The organism is Streptomyces sp. NPDC046303 (genome assembly GCF_055588085.1).
The window spans coordinates 43,467-65,091 of sequence record NZ_JBVJFA010000012.1; the positions used below are offsets into that span (position 1 = coordinate 43,467).

Genomic DNA, 21,625 nt, shown 5'->3' on the forward strand with positions numbered 1-21,625 from the left:
GCCGGGCCCACCCGGGCCCGGCCGTACGGTCCGGCTCAGCTGTCGAGCCGGTCGAAGATCGCGAACAGGTCCTCGTCACTGGCGGTTTCGAGGTCCTGGTCGGACGCTTCCGCGGTTCCCGCGGCCCCGGGACCGCCTGCCGCTTCGGCTGCCTTCAGCAGTTCCCGCAGGCGTACGGCGATCCGGTCGCGGGCCTCCGCGTCGGAGGCCGCGGACGCGATGGCCGCGTCCAGACCGGCGAGGCCGGCCAGTACCGAGTCGGCGGGAGACGCCTTGTCGACCGCGAGTTCGTCGCACAGGTGGCGGGCGAGCGCGATCGGGGTGGGGTAGTCGAAGACCAGCGTGGCCGGAAGCTTCAGGCCGGTCGCCTCACGCATCCGGTTGCGCAGTTCCACCGAGGTGAGCGAGTCGAATCCGGCGTCCTTGAACGCCGTCTCCGCCCGGACCCCGTCCAGCCCGGCGTGCCCGAGCACGACCGCGATCTGAGCACGGACCAGGTCGAGGAGCAGCGCCTCCTGCGCTGCCGCATCGAGCCCGGCCAGCCGGTCGGTCAGCTGCCGGCGCTCGTCGCCGGCGACGACCGCCTGCGCCTGCTGGCGGCCGGCTCGCACCAGGCCGCGCAGCAGGTGCGGAACCCCGCCGCTGGCCGCCGCGTCCGCACGCGCGGCCCGCACGTCCAGCTTGACCGGCACCAGCAGCGCCTGACCGGACCCCAGGGCCGCACCGAAGAGCTCCATGCCCTCGGTGGACGTGAGTGCCGTGATTCCCCCGCGTCCCTCACGCCGGCTCATCTGAGCCTTGGTGAGGTCGTCGATGGTGTCCCCCAGGTTGGTGGCCGTCTGCCACGGGCCCCAGGCCAGCGACAGACCCGGCAGGCCTGCGGCCCGACGGTGTGCCATCAACCCGTCCAGGAAAGCATTCGCCGCGGCGTATCCGCCACTACCAGCTCCCATAAAGACAGACGATGCGGAGGAGTAGACGATGAAGGCGTCGAGGTCCATGCCGCGGGTCAGCTCGTCGAGGTGCTGCACCGCGTTGACCTTCGGCGCGTACACCGCTGCCAGCCGCTCCGGGGTCAGCGCCCCGATCACGCCGGCGTCGAACACACCGGCGGTGTGCACGACTCCGGTCAGGGGGTGCTCGGCCGGGACGGAGGCCAGCAGGGCCTCGACCTGGCCGCGGTCGGACACGTCACAGGCCACCGCCGACACGGCGGCACCGTGCTCGGTCAGTTCGGCGACGAGTTCCGCCACACCCTCGGCGTCCGGACCCCGACGGCTGGCCAGCATCAGATGCCGTACGCCCTGCCGGGTGACCAGGTGCCGGGCGGCCAGTGCGCCCAGCGAACCGCCACCCGACACCAGGACCGTGCCGTCCGGCCCGAAGACCGTGGCGCCGTCCTGCTCCTCGCCGGTGACCCGGACGAGCCGGGGGACGGTGAGGGTCGCTGCGCGCACCGCGATCTGCGGCTCGCCGCCGGCGAGCACCTCACCCAGAACGGATTCGATTCCGTCGGCGGAGGCCGGGTCGGCGTCGACCAGGACGATCCGGTCGGGGTTCTCCGACTGGGCGGCACGGACCAGACCCCACACCGCCGATCCGGCCGGGTCGCTGACCGTGCCGTCACCGGCGGGCACCGCGCCGCGGGTCAGCACGATCAGCCGCGATTCCTCCAGCCCGGTTCCGGCCAGCCAGGCCTGGACGACGGCCAGTACGCGGGAGGACAGGGCCAGTACGGCGTCCTCGGTGTCATCGCCGACGGCGTCCAGCACGGCTGCCGCCGGCACGCCGAGGCCCGATGCCACGTCGTCGGCCAGGGCCGCCACCTCGTCCGCCGTGGCCACCGGCACCCACCAGGGCGCAGGGTCCACCCCGGTGGCCGGGGGCAGCTCGGTCCATTCCACGCCGAACATGGAGGAGCGGCTCTCGTCCGCCGCGGCGGCATCCAGCTGCTCCACGGACACCGGCCGGGACACGAGCGAGTCCATGGTCACCACCAGGGCGCCGGCCGCGTCGGCGGCCTCGACCGACAGCGCGTCCGGACCGGCCGGGGCGACCCGTACCCGCAGGGCCGAGGCACCGGCGGCGTGCAGGACCATGCCGTTCCACGCGAACGCCAGGACCGCCTCGCGGGGTTCTGCGTCCGCCGCGCCCGCCGCGGTACCGGCGGTGCCGGCCTGCAGGGCCGCGTCCAGCAGCGCCGGGTGGATACCGAACTTCTCGGCCTCCTTGCGGTGTTCCTCGGGGAGGGCGACCTCGGCGAAGACCTCGTCGCCCCGGCGCCATACGGCCCGCACGCCCTGGAAGGCCGGACCGTAGTCGAATCCGCTCTCGACCAGGTCGGCGTAGAGGTTCCCGACCTCGACCGGCTGTGCACCGGCCGGAGGCCAGGCAGTGAAGTCGAAGCCGGTGCCGCGCGTCTGGGCCGACGCCGACAGCTGGCCCGTGGCGTGCCGCGTCCACACGTCCGCGTCACCCTCGCCCATGGCGTCTTCGCGCTGGGAGTACACCTCCACCGGGCGCGAGCCGTTCGCGCCGGGACCGCCGACGGCGACCTGGACGCGTACGCCGCCCTGCTCGGGTACCACCAGCGGTGCCTCGATCACCAGCTCTTCCAGCACACCGCATCCGGCTTCGTCACCGGCGCGTACGGCGAGCTCCAGCAGCCCGGTGCCCGGCAGGAGCACCACGCCGCCGATCGCGTGATCGGCCAGCCAGGGGTGCGTCCGCAGCGACAGCCGCGAGGTGAAGACCAGGCCGTCGGACTGCGGCAGGCGCACGACGGCACCAAGGAGCGGGTGGTCGGCTCCGGCCAGTCCCAGCGAGGCGGCGTCGGTGGCGGACTCGCCCGGCTCCAGCCAGTAGTGCTGGTGGTCGAAGGCGTACGTCGGCAGGTCCACGGGCGCCGATGCCTGCGGCAGTACGTGGTTCCAGTCGAGCGCGATACCGCGGACGAACAGCTCGGCCATCGAGGCGAGGAGCCGGCGCAGGCCGCCGTCCTCGCGCCGCAGCGAACCGGTCACCACCGCTTCGGTGTCGGTGGTGTCGGCGGTCTCGATGATCGGCTGGACGAGCACGGGGTGGGCGCTGACCTCGACGAACACGCCGTGGCCCTGCTCGAGAAGCCCTGCGACGGCCGGGCCGAAGCCCACCTGGCCGCGCAGGTTCCGGTACCAGTAGTCCCCGTCGAGTACACCGGCGTCCTCGATCCACGTGCCGGTGACCGTCGAGTAGAACGGCACCTTCGGCGCCAGCGCGTCGACCCCCTCGAGGGCCTCGGCGAGGGCTTCGCGAATGTCCTCGACGTGCCGGGTGTGCGAGGCGTAGTCCACCGCGACGCGGCGCACCCGGACACCCTCGCCGGACAGGGCCTCCAGGGCCTCGTCCAGGGCCTCGGCGTCACCGGCGATGACCACGGAGGACGGCCCGTTGACCGCGGCGACCTCGACCCGGTCGGCCCACGGCTGGATCCGCGCGACGGCCTCCTCGGCGCTGAGCGCGACGGAGGCCATACCGCCCCGCCCGGCCAGGTCCTTGGCGATGGCCTGGCTGCGCAGCGCGACCACGCGCGCCGCGTCCTGGAGCGACAGCGCACCCGAGACGCAGGCGGCGGCGATCTCGCCCTGGGAGTGGCCCAGCACGGCATCGGGTTCGACGCCCACGGACTGCCACACCGCTGCCAGGCCGACCATCACGGCGAAGCTCGCGGGCTGGAGTACGTCGACCCGCTCCATCAGCTCGGGGTGGGTGTCACCGCGGAGCACCGCCATCAGCGACCAGTCGGTCCACGGCTCGAGCGCGGCCGCGCATTCCGCGATGCGTTCCGCGAAGACCGGCGAGGACTGGAGGAGTTCACGGCCCATGCCCGCCCACTGCGAACCCTGGCCCGGGAACACCCACACGACCTTGCCCGGCGTACCGGAACCCGCGCTGCCGATCACGACACCGGGCGCGGTCTCGCCCTGCGCCAGGGCCCGCAGCCCCGGCAGGGCTTCCTCGGCCGAGTCGGCCACGATGACCGCACGCTCACCGAAGACGGCACGGCCCGTGACGAGGGTCCCGGCCACGTCCGTCAGGGACACCCCGTCGGTGTTCTCGACGAACGCTGCCAGGCGTCCGGCCTGACCGGCCAGGGACGCGGCGCTGCGCGCCGACACCACCAGCGGGACGACACCCGCGGGCGCCTGCTCCGCCGTCGCGGGCTCCGCCTCCTGCGGGGCCTCTTCCAGGATCAGGTGTGCGTTCGTTCCGCTGATGCCGAACGAGGAGACGCCGGCCCGGCGGGGACGGCCGTTCTGCGGCCATTCCCGGGCCTCGGTCAGCAGCTCGATGGCGCCCTCGGACCAGTCCACCTGGGTCGTGGGCTCGTCCGCGTGCAGGGTGGGCGGCATGACGCCGTGGCGCAGCGCCTGCACCATCTTGATGACACCGGCCACACCGGCCGCGGCCTGCGAGTGACCGATGTTCGACTTCAGCGAGCCCAGCCAGAGCGGCTGCTCCGGGTCCCGGTCCCGCCCGTAGGTGGCGAGGAGGGCCTGCGCCTCGATGGGGTCGCCCAGGGCCGTACCCGTGCCGTGGCCTTCCACCACATCGATGTCGGCCGGGGAGAGTCCGGCACTGTCCAGCGCCTTGCGGATCACCCGCTGCTGCGAGGGCCCGTTCGGGGCGGTCAGGCCGTTGGAGGCGCCGTCCTGGTTGACGGCGCTGCCCCGCAGCACCGCCAGGACGCGGTGGCCGCGCTCGCGCGCCACCGACAGCCGCTCCAGCAGCACCACGCCGACGCCCTCGGACAGCACCGTGCCGTCCGCGCCGTCCGCGTACGCCTTGCACCGCCCGTCGGAGGCGAGGCCCCGCTGGCGGGAGAAGGCGGTGAAGCCGCCGGGCGAGGCCATGACCATGGCGCCGCCGGCGAGGGCCATGGAGCACTCGCCCTGGCGCAGTGCCTGCGCCGCGAGGTGCATCGCCACGAGCGAGGACGAGCAGGCGGTGTCGACGGTGACGGCCGGTCCCTCGAGGCCGAGGACGTACGACACACGGCCGGACGCCACGCTCGAAACCGACCCGGTGACGGCGAAGCCCTCCAGTTCCGGCGCGTCGGCACCGACTCCGTAGCCCTGGCCGGACACGCCGGAGAACACTCCGACGTCGGTGCCCTTCAGGGAGTTCGGGTCGATGCCGGCGCCTTCCAGCGCCTCCCAGGACGTCTCCAGCAGCAGCCGCTGCTGGGGGTCCATGGCGAGGGCCTCACGCGGCGAGATCCCGAAGAAGCCGGCGTCGAAGAGGCCCGCGTCGTGGAGGAAGCCGCCCTTGCTGGTGTACGAGGTACCCGCGTTCTCGGGGTCCGCGTCGAACAGGCCGTCCAGGTCCCAGCCGCGGTCCTCGGGGAAGGACGACACCGCGTCCCGGCGTTCGGACACCAGCCGCCACAGGTCCTCCGGCCCGGCCACGCCGCCCGGCAGGCGGCAGGCCATGCCGACGATCGCGAGCGGTTCACCCTCGTCGGCCGCCACGGCCGCGGATGCCACCCGTGCGGGCGCCGCCGGCGCGGGCGCCACGTCGCCGAACTCCTCGCGCAGGTAGCGGGCGAGGGCCAGCGGGGTGGGGTAGTCGAAGACGAGGGTGGCGGGGAGCTTCAGGCCGGTCGCCTCACGGAGGCGGTTGCGCAGTTCCACGGAGGTGAGCGAGTCGAAGCCGACGTCCTTGAACGCCATCTCCGGACGGACACCCTCCGGTCCGGCGTGGCCGAGTACGACCGCGGCCTGCGCACGCACCACGTCGAGCAGCAGTGCGTCCTGTTCGGCCGAGGTGAGCCCGGCCAGGCGGCCGGCGAGCCCGCCGTCCGTGGCGGAGGCCGCCCGCGCGACCTGCCGGCCCGCCTTCACCATGCCCCGGAGCAGGTGCGGGACCGCCCCGCCGGCTCCGGCCTGGCTGCGCAGCGTCCGCAGGTCCAGCTTGATCGGCACCAGCAGCGCCCGGTCCGCGTGCAGGGCCGCGTCGAACAGGTCCATGCCCTCGGCCGCCGTGATCTCCAGCACGCCGCTGCGGCTCGCACGAGCCTGGTCGACGTCGCCGAGGTGGGCGGCCATGCCGAGGGTCCGCTCCCACAGGCCCCAGGCGAGCGAGATGCCCGGCAGGCCCGCCGCCCAACGACGGGCCATCAGGCCGTCGAGGAAGGCGTTCGCCGCCGCGTAGTTGCCCTGCGCGCCGCCTCCGAACACTCCGGCGACGGACGAGTAGACGATGAAGGCGTCGAGGTCGAGGCCGCGGGTCAGCTCGTCGAGGTGGCGTACCGCGTCCACCTTCGGCGCGAACACGCCGGCCAGCCGCTCCGGGGTCAGCGCCCCGATCACGCCGTCGTCGAACACGCCGGCGGTGTGGATCACACCGGTCAGGCGGTGCTCGGCCGGGAGGGAGGCCAGCAGCGCCTCGATCTGGCCGCGGTCGGACACGTCACAGGCCGCCACCGACACGGCGGCACCCTGCTCGGTGAGCTCGGCGACGAGCTCCTGCGCACCTTCGGCGTCCGGACCCCGACGGCTGGCCAGCACCAGGTGCCGGACCCCGTGCCGGGTGACGAGGTGACGGGCGACGAGAGCGCCCAGGGCTCCGGTACCGCCGGTGACCAGGACGGTGCCTTCCGGCCGGAACACGGCGGGGGCATCCGGGACCTCACCGCCGGCCCGGACGAGCCGGGGGACGTGGAGAGCCGTTCCGCGGACGGCGACCTGCGGCTCGCCGCAGGCCAGCACCGCGCCCAGCAGCGGCTCCACATCGCCTTCGGCGGCGGTAGCGGCGTCGGCGTCGGCGTCGATCAGGACGATCCGGTCGGGGTTCTCGGCCTGCGCGGCACGCACCAGACCCCATACCGCCGCTCCGGCCGGGTCGCTCACCGCGCCGTCACCGGCGGGCACCGCACCGCGGGTCAGCACGACCAGCTGCGACTCCTCCAGCTCGCTCGCGGTGAGCCACGTCTGCAGCATCTCCAGCACGTGGGAGGACAGGGCCAGTACGGCGTCGTCGGCGTCACCGCCGAGTGCTTCCAGGACGGCGACCGCCGGCGCTCCGCCGTTGCCGGCCAGGGCGGCGATGTCGTCCACCGTGGCCACCGGCACCCACTGCGGCGAGGGCTGCGGCCCTTCGGCGGCGGACAGCTCGGTCCACTCCACCCCGAACAGCGAATCGGCGACCATCGTGTCCGCCGCCGTCTCCAGCTGCTCTGCGGACACCGGCCGGGACACCAGCGAGTCCATCGTCACCACGAGGCCGCCGGCCGCGTCGGCGGCCTCGACCGACAGCGCGTCCGGACCGGCCGGGGCGACCCGTACCCGCAGGGCCGAGGCACCGGCGGCGTGCAGGACCAGGCCGTTCCACGCGAACGCCAGGACCGCTTCCCCGGATCCGTCCTCGGTCGTGCCCGCCCGGGTGACGAAGGTGCCGGCCTGCAGGGCGGCGTCCAGCAGCGCCGGGTGGATTCCGAACTTCTCGGCCTCCTTGCGCTGCTCCTCGGGCAGGGCGACCTCGGCGAAGACCTCCTCGCCGCGGCGCCATACGGCACGAAGCCCCTGGAAGGCCGGACCGTAGCCGAAGCCGCTCTCGGCCAGCTCGGCGTAGAAGTCCCCGACCTCGACCGGCTGCGCACCGGCCGGGGGCCACGCGGCGAAGTCGAACGTCTGCCCCGTCGCGTGTGCGGGCGCGGGGGCCAGCATGCCGGTGGCGTGCCGCGTCCAGGCGTCCGCGCCGCCCTCGTCGAGGACGTCCTCGCGCTGGGAGTACACCTCCACCGTGCGCGAGCCGTTCGTACCCGGACCGCCGACGGCGACCTGGACGCGTATGCCGCCGTGCTCGGGCACGACCAGCGGTGCCTCGATCACCAGCTCTTCGAGGACGCCGCACCCTGCTTCGTCGCCGGCGCGTACGGCGAGCTCCAGCAGCCCGGTGCCCGGCAGGAGCACCACGCCGCCGATCGCGTGATCGGCCAGCCAGGGGTGGGTCCGCAGCGACAGCCGCGAGGTGAAGACCAGGCCGTCGGACTGCGGCAGGCGCACGACGGCACCCAGGAGCGGGTGGTCGGCGGTGGCCTGTCCCAGCGAGGCGGCGTCGGTGGCGGACTCGCCCGGCGCGAGCCAGTAGTGCTGGTGGTCGAAGGCGTACGTCGGCAGGTCCACGCGCCGGGAGGCCGACGCCTGCGGAAGTACCTGGTTCCAGTCGAGCGCGATACCGCGGACGAACAGCTCGGCCATCGAGGCGAGCAGCCGGCGCAGACCGCCGTCCTCACGCCGCAGCGAACCCGTCACCACCGCCTCGGTACCGGCGGCGTCGACGGTCTCGGTGATCGGCTGGACCAGCACCGGGTGGGCACTGACCTCGACGAACACGCCGTGGCCCTGCTCGAGAAGCCCTGCGACGGCCGGGCCGAAGCCCACCTGGCCGCGCAGGTTCCGGTACCAGTAGTCCCCGTCGAGTACGCCGGCGTCCTCGATCCACGTGCCGGTGACCGTCGAGTAGAACGGCACCTTCGGCGCCAGCGCGTCGACCCCCGCGAGCGTCTCGGCGAGGGCTTCGCGGATGTCCTCGACGTGCCGGGTGTGGGAGGCGTAGTCCACGGCGACGCGGCGCACGCGGACACCGTCGCCGGACAGGGCCTCCAGGGCCTCGTCCAGGGCCTCGGCGTCACCGGCGATGACCACGGAGGACGGCCCGTTGACCGCGGCCACCTCCACCCGGTCGGCCCACCGCTCCAGACGCGCGACCGCTTCGGCCTCGTCGAGTGCGACGGAGGCCATACCGCCCCGCCCGGCCAGGTCCTTGGCGATGGCCTGGCTCCGCAGCGCGACCACGCGCGCCGCGTCCTCCAGCGACAGGGCACCCGCCACGCACGCGGCAGCGATCTCACCCTGCGAGTGACCCAGCACCGCATCGGGCTTGACACCGACCGACTGCCACACCGCTGCCAGGCCGACCATCACGGCGAAGCTCGCGGGCTGAAGTACGTCGACCCGCTCCATCAGCTCGGGCTCGGTCTCACCGCGCAGTACGTCGATCAGCGACCAGTCCACCCACGGTTCGAGCGCGGCCGCGCACTCGGCGATGCGCTCCGCGAAGACCGGGGAGGAGTCGAGGAGTTCACGGCCCATGCCCGCCCACTGCGAACCCTGACCCGGGAACACCCACACGACCTTGCCCGGTTTGCTCGAGCCGGCCGCGCTGCCGGTCACGACACCGGCCGCGTTCTCGCCGCGTGCCAGCGCCCGCAGACCGTGGAGGGCCTCTTCGTTCGTACCCGCGACGACCACGGCGCGGTCGGTCAGCAGCGCACGGTCGGAGACCAGTGCTCCGGCCACGTCCGCGAGGGACCCCTCATCGGAGCCCTCGACGAACGCGGCCAGCCGCCCGGCCTGACCGGCCAGGGACGCGGCGCTGCGCGCCGACACCACCAGCGGGACGACACCCGCGGGCGCCTGCTCCTCGGAGACGGGCTCCGCCGCCTCCTGCGGCGGTGCCTCTTCCAGGATGAGGTGCGCGTTCGTTCCGCTGACGCCGAAGGCGGAGACGCCGGCCCGGCGCGGGCGGCCGTTCTGCGGCCACTCCCGGGCCTCGGTCAGCAGTTCCACCGCGCCGGCGGACCAGTCGACCTGGGGGGTGGGTGCGTCCACGTGCAGGGTCGCGGGCAGGATTCCGTGCCGCAGCGCCTGCACCATCTTGATGACACCGGCGACGCCCGCGGCGGCCTGGGTGTGTCCGAGGTTGGACTTGAGGGAGCCGAGCCACAGCGGCTGCTCCGGGTTCCGGTCGCGCCCGTACGTGGCGAGGAGTGCCTGCGCCTCGATGGGGTCGCCCAGGGTCGTACCGGTGCCGTGCGCCTCCACCGCGTCCACGTCGGACGGGGAAAGCCCGGCCCCGGACAGCGCCTTGCGGATCACCCGCTGCTGCGACGGGCCGTTCGGGGCGGTCAGGCCGTTCGACGCGCCGTCCTGGTTGACGGCGCTGCCCCGCAGCACGGCGAGGACCCGGTGGCCGCGCTCGCGCGCCACCGACAGCCGCTCCAGTACCACGACGCCGGCGCCTTCGGCCCAGCCGGTGCCGTCAGCCGAGGAGGAGAACGCCTTGCAGCGTCCGTCGGCGGCCAGGCCGCGCTGGCGGGAGAACTCCACGAAGGCGGCGGGCGTGGCCATCACCGTCGCGCCGCCGGCGAGCGCCATCGAGCACTCGCCCTGCCGCAGCGCCTGCGCCGCCAGGTGCATCGCGACCAGCGAGGAGGAGCAGGCGGTGTCGACGGTGACCGCCGGGCCCTCGAGGCCGAGGACGTACGACACGCGGCCGGACGCCACGCTCGACAGTGTGCCGGTGACCCCGAAGCCCTCGGCCTCCGGTGCGTCGGCACCGGCCCCGTAGCCCTGAGTGGACGTCCCGGAGAAGACTCCGACGTCGCTGCCCTTCAGGGAGAGCGGGTCGATGCCGGCAGCCTCCAGTGCCTCCCAGGAAGCCTCCAGCAGAAGGCGCTGCTGGGGGTCCATGGCGAGGGCCTCACGCGGCGAGATCCCGAAGAACCCGGCGTCGAACTGCGCTGCCTCGTGGAGGAACCCGCCCTTGCTGGTGTACGAGGTACCCGCGTTCTCGGGGTCCGCGTCGAACAGGCCCTCCAGGTCCCAGCCGCGGTCCTCGGGGAAGGACGACACCGCGTCCCGGCCCTCGGCCACCAGCCGCCACAAGTCCTCCGGCCCCGCCACGCCGCCCGGCAAACGGCACGCCATGCCGACGATCGCGATCGGCTCGCGGGAAGCGCCGAGGAGCTGGCGGTTCTGCTTCTTCAGCGAACCGACTTCTTCCAGCGACTTCCTTAGCGCCTCGACGACCTTTTCATACGACGCACTCACTTAACTGCCCCAATCATTTAGCGGTTTCGAAGGATCTTCAGTCGCCGAGCGCCATGTGAACGAGATCGTCGACGCCCAGCTCGGCGATCGCCCTTTCGTCGTCGGCCTCGTCCGTAGCGCCGATTTCCAGATCGCCGTCGCCGAGGGCGACCAGCTTGACCAGGGCATCCATCAATCCGGCTTCCCGGAACCGGGCCAGCGGGAGGGATACGAGTGCGTTACGCAGCCGTTCCTCGTCCACGTCCATGTCATTCGCGTGGTTGTCCGGGAGCAATTCGTGGTGCAGGTGGCGGGCGAGTGCCATCGGGGTGGGGTAGTCGAAGATCAGCGTGGCCGGAAGCTTCAGTCCGGTCGCCTCGCACAGCCCGTTGCGCAGGGCCACCGAGGTGAGCGAATCGAATCCCGCTTCCTTGAACGCCGTCTCCGCCCCGACACCGTCCGGCCCGGCGTGCCCGAGCACGACCGCGGCCTGGGCACGCACCAGGTCGATGAGCAGTTCTTCCTGTTCTGCCGCGGTGAGCCCGGCCAGGCGACGGATCAGGCCGCCGTCCGTGGCGGTGGCCGCCCGCGCGACCTGACGGCCGGCCCGTACCAGGCCGCGCAGCAGGTGCGGGAGTTCCCCGCCTGCTGCCGCCTGGGTGCGGAGCTTCCGCAGGTCCAGCTTGATCGGCACCAGCAGCGCCTGGCCGGATGCGACGGCGGCGTCGAAGAGTTCCGTGCCTTCCGCCGCCGTCAGTCGCAGGCCGCCCTGGTCGGCGGTCTGCTGCCACTGGCCCCAGGCCAGCGACTGGCCGGGCAGTCCGGCCGCGCGGCGGACGGCCATCAGTCCGTCGAGGTAGGCGTTGGCGGCGCCGTAGTTGCCCTGGCCGGCGGTTCCGAAGACGCCCGAGGCGGACGAGAACACGACGAACGCGTCGAGGTCCATGCCGCGGGTCAGCTCGTCCAAGTGCCGTACGGCGTCCACCTTCGGAGCGAAAGCCGTCCGCAGCTGCTCCGGGGTGAGCGCGGCGATCACGCCGTCGTCCAGCACTCCGGCGGTGTGTACGACTCCGGTGAGGGGGTGCTCGGCCGGGACCGAGGCCAGCAGGGCCTCGACCTGGGCGCGGTCGGACACGTCGCACGCCGCCACCGACACGACCGCGCCCTGTGCGGTGAGTTCGGCGACCAGGTCCTGGGCGCCTTCGGCGTCCGGGCCCCGGCGGCCGGCGAGCACGAGGCTCCGTACGCCGTGCCGGGTGACGAGGTGGCGGGCCACCAGGGCACCCAGGGTGCCGGTACCGCCCGTGATCAGGACCGTGCCGTCCGGCCGGAACGCCGTCGGGGGAACCTCGGCGACCTCGCCGGTGACCCTGACGAGCCGCGGGGCGGAGAGAGCGGTTCCGCGTACCGCGATCTGCGGCTCGCCGCTGGCCAGCACCGGGCTCAGTACGAGCTCCAGATTGCCTTCGGCAGCGGGGTCGGTGTCGAGCAGGATGATCCGGTCCGGGTTTTCGACCTGCGCGGCGCGGACGAGACCCCACACCGCCGATCCTGCCGGATCGGTCACGGTGCCGTCGCCGGCGGGGACGGCGCCCCGGGTTGCCACGACCAGCTGCGACTGCTCCAGACCGCTCGCGGACAGCCAGGCCTGCACGACCGCCAACACGCGGGAGGTGGTCGCCAGTACGACGTCGTCGGCGTCGCCGCCGGCCGCTTCCAGCAGCGCCACTGCGGGAACGTCGGCGCTCTCGGCGAGGGCCGCCACGTCGTCGGGCGTGGCCACCGGCACCCACCACGGGGACGGCTCGGCCACGTCGGCCGGGGGCAGCTCGGTCCACTCCACCCCGTACAGCGAGTTGGCGACCGCCGTGTCCGCCGCCGTCTCCAACTGGCCTGCGGCGACTGGCCGGGAGACCACCGAGTCCACCGTCAGGACCAGCCCGCCCGTCGGGTCGGCGGCCTCCACCGACACCGCGTCCGGACCCACCGGAGCCAACCGCACCCGCAGCGCCGAAGCACCCACGGCATGCAGCACCAGCCCACTCCAGTCCAACGGCAGCCGCACCGACTCCGCGATCGCGTCGGAGTCCATCCCCGCGTGCAGGGCCGCATCCAGCAGCGCCGGATGGACACCGAACTTCCCGGCCTCCTTGCGCTGCTCCTCGGACAGCGCAACCTCGGCGAACACCTCCTCGCCGCGGCGCCACACCGCCCGCACACCCTGGAACGCCGGACCGTAGCCGTAACCGGCCTCGGCCAGACCGGCGTAGAACTCCCCTACCTCAACCGGCTGCGCACCAGCCGGCGGCCAGGCAGCGAAATCAAAACCGGAACCACCCGTGACACCGGACGACTCCGACAGCACACCCGTCGCATGCCGCGCCCACACGTCCCCGCCGGCCGCGTCCTCACGCAGCGAGTACACCTCCACCGTGCGCGATCCGGACTCACCCGGACCACCCACCGCGACCTGGACCCGCACACCACCCTGCTCCGGCACCACCAACGGCGCCTCGACCACCAGCTCTTCGAGCACACCGCATCCGGCCTCGTCGCCGGCCCGAACGGCCAGTTCCACCAGCGCGGTGCCCGGGAGGAGGACGACGCCGCCGACCGTGTGATCGGCCAGCCACGCGTGCGACCGCAGCGAAAGCCGCGAGGTGAAGACCAGCCCGTCGGACTGGGGCAGCTGCACCACGGCACCCAGCAGCGGGTGGTCGGCGGTCACCTGCCCCAGCGAGGCGGCGTCGGTCGCCGACTCGGCCAACTGGAGCCAGTAGTGCTGGTGGTCGAAGGCGTACGTCGGCAGGTCCACGCGAGCCGATGCCTGCGGCAGTACGTGGTTCCAGTCGAGCGCGATACCGCGGACGAACAGCTCGGCCATCGAGGCCAGCAGCCGTCGCAGACCGCCGTCCTCGCGCCGCAGCGAGCCCGTCACCAGGGCATCGGTGCCCGTGCTGTCGACGGTCTCGGCGATCGGCTGGACCAGCACCGGGTGGGCACTGACCTCGACGAACACGCCGTGGCCCTGGCCCAGCAGCTCCGCCACGGCCGGGCCGAAGCCCACCTGCGCACGGAGGTTCCGGTACCAGTAGCCGCCGTCGAGCACCCCCGCGTCAGACACCCAACCGCCTGTCACGGTCGAGTAGAACGGCACCTTAGGGGCCAGCGCATCGATCCCCGCGAGCGTCTCGGCGAGGGCTTCGCGGATGTCCTCCACGTGCCGGGTGTGGGAGGCGTAGTCCACGGCGACGCGGCGTACGCGGACACCGTCGCCGGACAGGGCTTCCAGGGCCTCGTCCAGTGCCTCGGCGTCACCGGCGATGACCACCGACGACGGCCCGTTGACGGCGGCCACCTCGACCCGGTCGGCCCAGCGTTCCAGACGCGCGACCGCTTCGGTCTCATTCAGGGCGACGGAGGCCATACCACCACGCCCGGCCAGGTCCTTGGCGATGGCCTGGCTGCGCAGCGCGACCACGCGCGCCGCGTCCTCCAGCGACAGGGCACCCGCCACACACGCGGCGGCGATCTCACCCTGCGAGTGACCCAGCACCGCGTCCGGCTTGACACCGACCGACTGCCACACCGCCGCCAGACCCACCATCACCGCGAAGCTCGCCGGCTGGAGCACGTCGACCCGCTCCATCAGCTCGGGCTCGGTGTCACCGCGCAGTACGTCGATCAGCGACCAGTCCACCCACGGTTCGAGCGCGGCCGCGCACTCGGCGATCCGCTCCGCGAAGACCGGGGAGGAGTCGAGGAGTTCACGGCCCATGCCCGCCCACTGCGAACCCTGGCCCGGGAACACCCACACGACCTTGCCCGGGGAACCCGCGCTGCCGATCACGACACCGGGCGCGGTCTCGCCCTGCGCCAGGGCCCGGAGCCTCGTCAGGGCTTCCTCGGCCGAGTCGGCGACGACCACCGCGCGCTCACCGAAGACCGCGCGGCTCGACACCAGCGCCCCGGCCACGTCCGCGAGGGAGACGCCCTCGGCGCCTTCGAGGAACGTCGCCAGCCGCTCCGCCTGACCGGCGACGGAGGCGGCGCTGCGCGCCGACACCACCAGCGGGACGACACCCGCGGGCGCCTCCCCCGTGACGGGCTCCGCCGCCTCCGGCGGCGCCTCCTCGAGGATGAGGTGTGCGTTCGTTCCGCTGATGCCGAACGAGGAGACGCCGGCCCGGCGCGGGTGTCCGGACCGCGGCCATTCCCGGGCCTCGGTCAGCAGCTCGATGGCGCCCTCGGACCAGTCCACCTTCGTCGAGGGCTCGTCCGCGTGCAGGGTGGCGGGCATGACGCCGTGGCGCAGCGCCTGCACCATCTTGATGACTCCGGCGACACCGGCCGCGGCCTGGGTGTGACCGATGTTCGACTTCAACGAACCGAGCCAGAGCGGCTGCTCCGGGTTCCGGTCCCGCCCGTACGTGGCAAGGAGGGCTTGCGCCTCGATGGGGTCGCCCAGGGCCGTACCCGTGCCGTGGCCCTCGACCACGTCCACATCGGCCGGGGTGAGGCCCGCGCTGTCCAGCGCCCGGCGGATCACTCGCTGCTGCGAGGGACCGTTCGGGGCGGTCAGGCCGTTGGAGGCGCCGTCCTGGTTGACGGCGCTGCCGCGCAGCACCGCCAGGACGCGGTGGCCGCGCTCGCGCGCCACCGACAGCCGTTCGAGGACCACCAGGGCGACGCCCTCGGACAGCACCGTGCCGTCCGCGCCGTCCCCGTACGCCTTGACCCGCCCGTCGCCGGCCAGGCCGCGCTGCCGCGACATGCCGAGGACGCCGATCGGGGAGCCCATCACGGCGACACCGCCGGCGAGCGCCATGGAGCACTCGCCCTGGCGCAGTGCCTGCGCCGCGAGGTGCATCGCCACGAGCGACGAGGAGCAGGCGGTGTCCACCGTGACCGCCGGGCCCTCGAAGCCGAAGGTGTACGAGACGCGGCCGGAGGCCACGCTGCCCGCCGTGGCGGTGGTGACGAAGCCTTCGAGTTCCGCCGGCATGTCGGTGAGGGACTCGAGGTAGTCGTGGATGGAGACGCCGGAGAAGACGCCGATGTTGCCGCCCTGGGCGGTGGTGGGGTCGATGCCCGCCCGTTCCAGCGCCTCCCAGGAGGTTTCCAGCAGCAGCCGCTGCTGCGGGTCCATGGCGAGGGCCTCGTTCGGCGAGATGCCGAAGAAGCCGGCGTCGAACTGTGCGGCCTCGTGGAGGAATCCGCCCTTGCTGGTGTACGAGGTGCCCGCGCTGTCCGGGTTCGGGTCGTAGAGGCCCTCCAGGTCCCAGCCGCGGTCCTCGGGGAAGGTCGTCATGCCTTCGCGGCGCTCCTGCACCAACCGCCACAGGTCCTCGGGACCCGCGACGCCGCCGGGCAGCCGGCAGGCCATCCCGACGATGGCGATGGGCTCGTCGGGGTCCGCGACGACGGTGACGGCCGCGGCGGGGCTGCCCTCGGCCGCCTCGCCGAGCTCCTCGCGCAGGTGCCGGGCGAGGACCACCGGGGTGGGGTAGTCGAAGATCAGCGTGGCGGGCAGCTTGACGCCGGTCGCGGCGCTGAGCCGGTTCCGCAGCTCGACCGCGGTCAGGGAGTCGAACCCGATGTCGCTGAATCCGCGGGTGCCCTGCGCCAGTTCGGGGCCGCTGAAGCCCAGTACGGCGCTCGCCTCGTCCTGGACGATGGTCAGCAGGATGCTCTCCTGCTCGGCCGGGGCCAGCCCGGCGAGGCGGCGGACCAGTCCGCTGCTGTCGCCGGCCGCGGCCCGCGCCAGGCGGCGGCCCGCACGGACCAGGCCGCGCAGCAGGTGCGGGACTCCCCCGCCGGCCGCCGCCTGGCTCCGCATGGTCTTCAGGTCCAGCTTGATCGGCACGAGCAGTGCCTGGTCGGCGTGCAGGCCGATGTCGAGGATGTGGAGGCCTTCGGCCGGGGTCATCGCCAGGACGCCACCGCGGCTCATACGGGCCTGGTCGACGGCGCTGAGGTGGGCGGTCAGGCCGTTGGTCTGCTCCCACAGGCCCCAGGCGAGCGAGAGGCCCGGCAGGCCCGCCGCGCGGCGGACGGCCATCAGTCCGTCGAGGAAGGCGTTCGCCGCCGCGTAGTTGCCCTGTCCGGCGGACCCCATGAGCGAGGCGGCGGACGAGAACACGACGAACGCGTCGAGGTCCAGGCCGCGGGTCAGCTCGTCGAGGTGGCGTACGGCGTCCACCTTCGGCGCGAACACTCCGGCAAGCCGCTCCGGGGTGAGGGTGGCGATCACGCCGTCGTCCAGCACACCGGCCATGTGGACCACACCGGTCAGGGGGTGCTCGGCCGGGACCGAGGCCAGCAGGGCCTCGACCTGGCCGCGGTCGGACACGTCGCAGGCGACGACCGACACGGCGGCGCCCTGCCCGGTCAGCTCGGCGACCAGGTCCGCGGCGCCCTCGGCGTCCGGGCCGCGGCGGCCGGCGAGCAGGAGGTGCCGGACCCCGTGCCGGGTCACCAGGTGGCGGGCCACCAGCGCGCCCAGGGCGCCGGTGCCACCGGTGACCAGGACGGTCCCTTCGGCGCCGAACACCGCGGGGACCTCGGGCACGTCACCGCCGGCGCGGACGAGCCGGGGGGCGGAGAGGGTCGTTCCGCGGACGGCGACCTGCGGCTCACCGCCGGCCAGGACCGGGCCCAGCACGGTGCGCAGTACGGATTCCGGCGCGTCGCCGGAGGCCGGGTCGGTGTCGATGAGGATGATCCGGTCGGGGTTCTCGGCCTGGGCGGCGCGGACCAGACCCCACACCGCCGATCCGGCCGGGTCGGTCACGGTGCCGTCGCCGGCGGGGACGGCGCCGCGGGTCAGCACGACCAGCTGCGACTCCTCCAGACCGGTCCCGGACAGCCAGGCCTGGACGACCTCCAGCACGCGGGAGGTGGCTGCCAGTACGGCGTCCTCTCCGTCGGTGCCGGCCACCGCCTGCAGGACGGCGACCGCCGGGACTCCCGCGCTCCCGGCCAGGGCCTCGACGTCGCCGGCGCCGGACACCGGCACCCACATCGGCGTCGGCTGCGCGCCCTGGGGCGCGGACAGCTCGGTCCACTCGACGCCGAACAGCGCGTCGCGGCTCTCGTCGCCCGCCGCGGCGCCCAGCTGGTCGGCGGACACGGGCAGGGAGACCAGCGAGTCCATGGTCAGGACCATGTCGCCGGTCTCGTCGGCGGCCTGGAACGACAGCGCGTCGGGGCCGCACGGGGCGATCCGTACGCGCAGTGCCGAGGCGCCCACCGCGTGCAGGACGAGGCCGTTCCACGCGAACGGCAGGACCTGGCGGTCGTCGTCCGGGTTGGCGAAGGCGTTGGTGTGCAGGGCGGCGTCCAGCAGTGCCGGGTGCATGCCGTACTTGCCGGCCTCGTCCCGCTGTTCCTCGGGCAGGACGGCCTCGGCGAAGACCTCGTCACCGCGCCGCCACACCGCCCGCAGGCCCTGGAACGCCGAACCGTACGCGTAGCCGCGCTCGAGCAGGTCGGTGTAGAAGGTCGCGATCTCGATCGGCTCGGCGCCCTGCGGCGGCCACGCGGCGAAGTCGAACCGCTCCGCCGTGGCGCGGGTCGTCGACGACTCCGCCAGGAGTCCGGTGGCGTGCCGCGTCCATTCGTTCGTACCGCTCTCGCCGTCGGCGTCCTCGCGCTGGGAGTACACGTCCACCGAGCGCGAGCCGGTCGCGTTCGGGGCGCCGACCGCGACCTGCAGCCGCACGCCGCCCTGTTCGGGCAGCACCAGCGGCGCCTCGATCACCAGTTCTTCCAGGACGCCGTAGCCGAACTCGTCGCCGGCCCGCACGGCGAGGTCGACGTACATCGTGCCGGGGATGATCACGACGCCGCCGATGGCGTGACCGGCCAGCCACGGGTGCGTGCGCAGCGACAGCCGCGAGGTGAAGACCAGCCCGTCGGACTGCGGCAGCTGCACCACCGCGCCCAGCAGCGGGTGATCGGCTCCGGTCAGGCCCAGCGAGGCCGCGTCCGTGGCCGATCCGGCCATCTCGATCCAGTAGTGCTGGTGGTCGAAGGCGTACGTCGGCAGGTCCACGCGTGCCGACGCCGCGCCGGCGGGCAGCACGTGGGCCCAGTCCACGGCCACGCCGCGGACGAACAGCTCGGCCATCGAGGCCAGCAGCCGTCGCAGGCCGCCGTCCTGGCGTCGCAGCGAGCCGGTCACGACCACGTCGGTGTCGGTGGTGTCGACGGTCTCGTTGATCGGCTGGACCAGCACCGGGTGGGCGCTGACCTCGACGAACACGCCGTGGCCCTGGGCGAGCAGGTCGGCGACGGCCGGGCCGAAGCCGACCTGGCCGCGCAGGTTGCGGTACCAGTACGCGGCGTCGAGTACGCCGGCTTCCTCGACCCAGGTGCCGGTGACGGTGGAGTAGAACGGCAGCTTCGGCGCCTGCGCGCCGATCCCGGCCAGTGCTTCGGCGAGCGCGTCGCGGATGTCCTCGACGTGCCGGGTGTGCGAGGCGTAGTCGACGGCCACGCGCCGGATCCGGACGCCCTGGTCCTCCAGCGCGTCCAGGGCGTCGTCGAGGGCCTCGGCGTCACCGGCGATGACCACGGAGGACGGGCCGTTGACGGCGGCGACCTCCACGCGGTCCGCCCAGCGTTCCAGGCGGGCGACGGCCTCGGCCTCGCTCAGCGCGACGGACGCCATGCCGCCGCGCCCGGCGAGCTGCTGGGCGATGGCCTGGCTGCGCAGGGCGACCACGCGCGCCGCGTCGTCCAGGGACAGCGCCCCGGCGACACAGGCGGCGGCGATCTCGCCCTGGGAGTGGCCGAGCACCGCGTCGGGCTCGACGCCCACGGACTGCCACACCGCGGCCAGGCCGACCATCACGGCGAAGCTGGCGGGCTGCAGGACGTCGACCCGGTCCAGCAGCTCGGGCTCGGCGTCGCCGCGCAGGACGTCGATCAGCGACCAGTCCACCCACCGCTCGAGCGCGGCCGCGCACGCGGCGATGCGCTCGGCGAAGACCGGGGAGGAGTCCAGGAGTTCGCGGCCCATGCCGGCCCACTGCGAGCCCTGGCCGGGGAACACCCACACGACCTTGCCCGGGGTGCCCGAACCGGTCACCACACCGGCCGCGTTCTCGCCGCGGGCCAGCGCCTGCAGCCCGGCCAGTGCCTCGTCGTTCGAGCCCGCGAGCACCACCGCGCGCTCGCCGAGCACGGCGCGGCCCGACACCAGCGTTCCGGCGATGTCCGCGAGCGGCACCTCGTCGGCGCCCTCGACGAACTCCGCCAGCCGTCCGGCCTGGGCGGCCAGCGAAGCGGCCGTCCCCGCCGACACCACGAGCGGCACCACACCGGCGGGCTGCGCCTCGTCCGTGACGGGCTGCGCCTCCTGGGCGGGCGCCTCCTCCAGGATCATGTGCGCGTTCGTGCCGCTGGCTCCGAAAGCGGAGACGCCGGCGCGGCGCGGACGGCCGTTGTCCGGCCATTCCCGCGCCTCGGTCAGCAGCTCCACGGCGCCCGCGGACCAGTCGACCTGGGGGGTGGGCGCGTCTATGTTCCGGGTGGCCGGGAGGGTTTTGTGGCGCAGCGCCTGGACCATGTTGATCACGGCGGCGACGCCGGACGCGGCCTGGGTGTGTCCGATGACGGACTTGACCGATCCGAGCCACAGCGGCTGCTGCGGGTCACGGCCCTGGCCGTAGGTGGCGAGCAGCGCCTGCGCCTCGATCGGGTCGCCGAGCACGGTGCCCGTGCCGTGGCCCTCGACGGCGTCCACGTCGGCCGGGGAGAGGCCGGCGCTGTCCAGCGCCTTGCGGATGACCCGCTGCTGCGACGGTCCGTTCGGGGCGGTCAGGCCGTTGGAGGCGCCGTCCTGGTTCACGGCGCTGCCGCGGATGACGGCCAGCACCTGGTGGCCGCGCTCCTGCGCCACCGACAGCCGCTCCAGGAGGACCACGCCCACGCCCTCGGCCCAGCCGGAGCCGTCGGCGCCGGCGGCGTAGGACTTGCAGCGGCCGTCGAAGGCGAGGGCGCGCTGTCGTGCGAAGCCGACGAAGCCGCCGGGCGTCGCCATCACCGTCGAGCCGCCCGCGAGCGCCATGGAGCATTCGCCCCGGCGCAGTGCCTGAGCGGCGAGGTGGATGGCGACGAGCGAGGAGGAGCACATGGTATCGACCGTCACCGCGGGGCCTTCGAGCCCGAGGGTGTAGGAGACGCGGCCGGAGGCGACGCCTCCGGCGGTGCCCAGGGCGCGTTCCAGGCTGAGGTAGCCCTCGAAACCGCTGAGGTCCGGTGCGTAGTCCTGGTGCACGACTCCGGCGAACACGCCGATGTCGCTGCCCCGCACCGAGTGGGGGTCGATGCCGGCCCGCTCGAAGGTCTCCCAGGACACCTCGAGCAGCTGGCGCTGCTGGGGGTCCATGGCGAGGGCCTCGCGCGGCGAGATGCCGAAGAACCCGGCGTCGAACTGGGCCGCGTCGTGCAGGAACGCGCCTTCCCGTACGTACGTCGTACCGGGGTTGTCGGGATCCGGGTGGTAGAGGCCCTCGACGTCCCAGCCGCGGTCCTCGGGGAACGTGGAGTAGACGTCGGCGCCCTCGGACACCACCCGCCAGAAGTCCTCCGGTCCGCGGATCCCGCCGGCGTACCGGCAGGCCATGGACACGATCGCGATGGGCTCCGAGGCTGCCGCGACGAGTGTGCTGTTCTCCTGCTGAAGCCGGGCGTTCTCCTTCAGCGAGGCACGCAGTGCCTCAACGACCTGCTGGTCGGGCGCCGACATATCCATCCTCCACGAT

At 73.6% G+C, this 21,625-nt stretch carries 2 protein-coding genes; both read right to left on the reverse strand.

Going from position 1 to position 21,625, the window contains the following annotated elements; all coding sequences use genetic code 11:
* Positions 1-35 precede the first annotated feature (35 nt).
* Complete coding sequence (locus ACZ6I1_RS14890) at positions 36-10,874, reverse strand: type I polyketide synthase (RefSeq protein ID WP_469287131.1); 10,839 nt, start codon at positions 10,872-10,874, stop codon at positions 36-38.
* A gap of 37 nt (positions 10,875-10,911) precedes the next feature.
* Positions 10,912-21,609 carry a type I polyketide synthase gene (locus tag ACZ6I1_RS14895; RefSeq protein ID WP_469287133.1) on the reverse strand — a complete coding sequence of 3,566 codons (10,698 nt, stop codon included), beginning with the start codon at positions 21,607-21,609 and terminating at the stop codon, positions 10,912-10,914.
* Between the last annotated feature and the right edge of the window lie 16 nt (positions 21,610-21,625).

Coding starts and splice junctions, on each gene's coding strand:
- ACZ6I1_RS14895 (WP_469287133.1), bottom strand. CDS start 21,609: ATGTCGGCGCCCGACCAGCAGGTCGTTGAGGCACTGCGTGCCTCGCTG.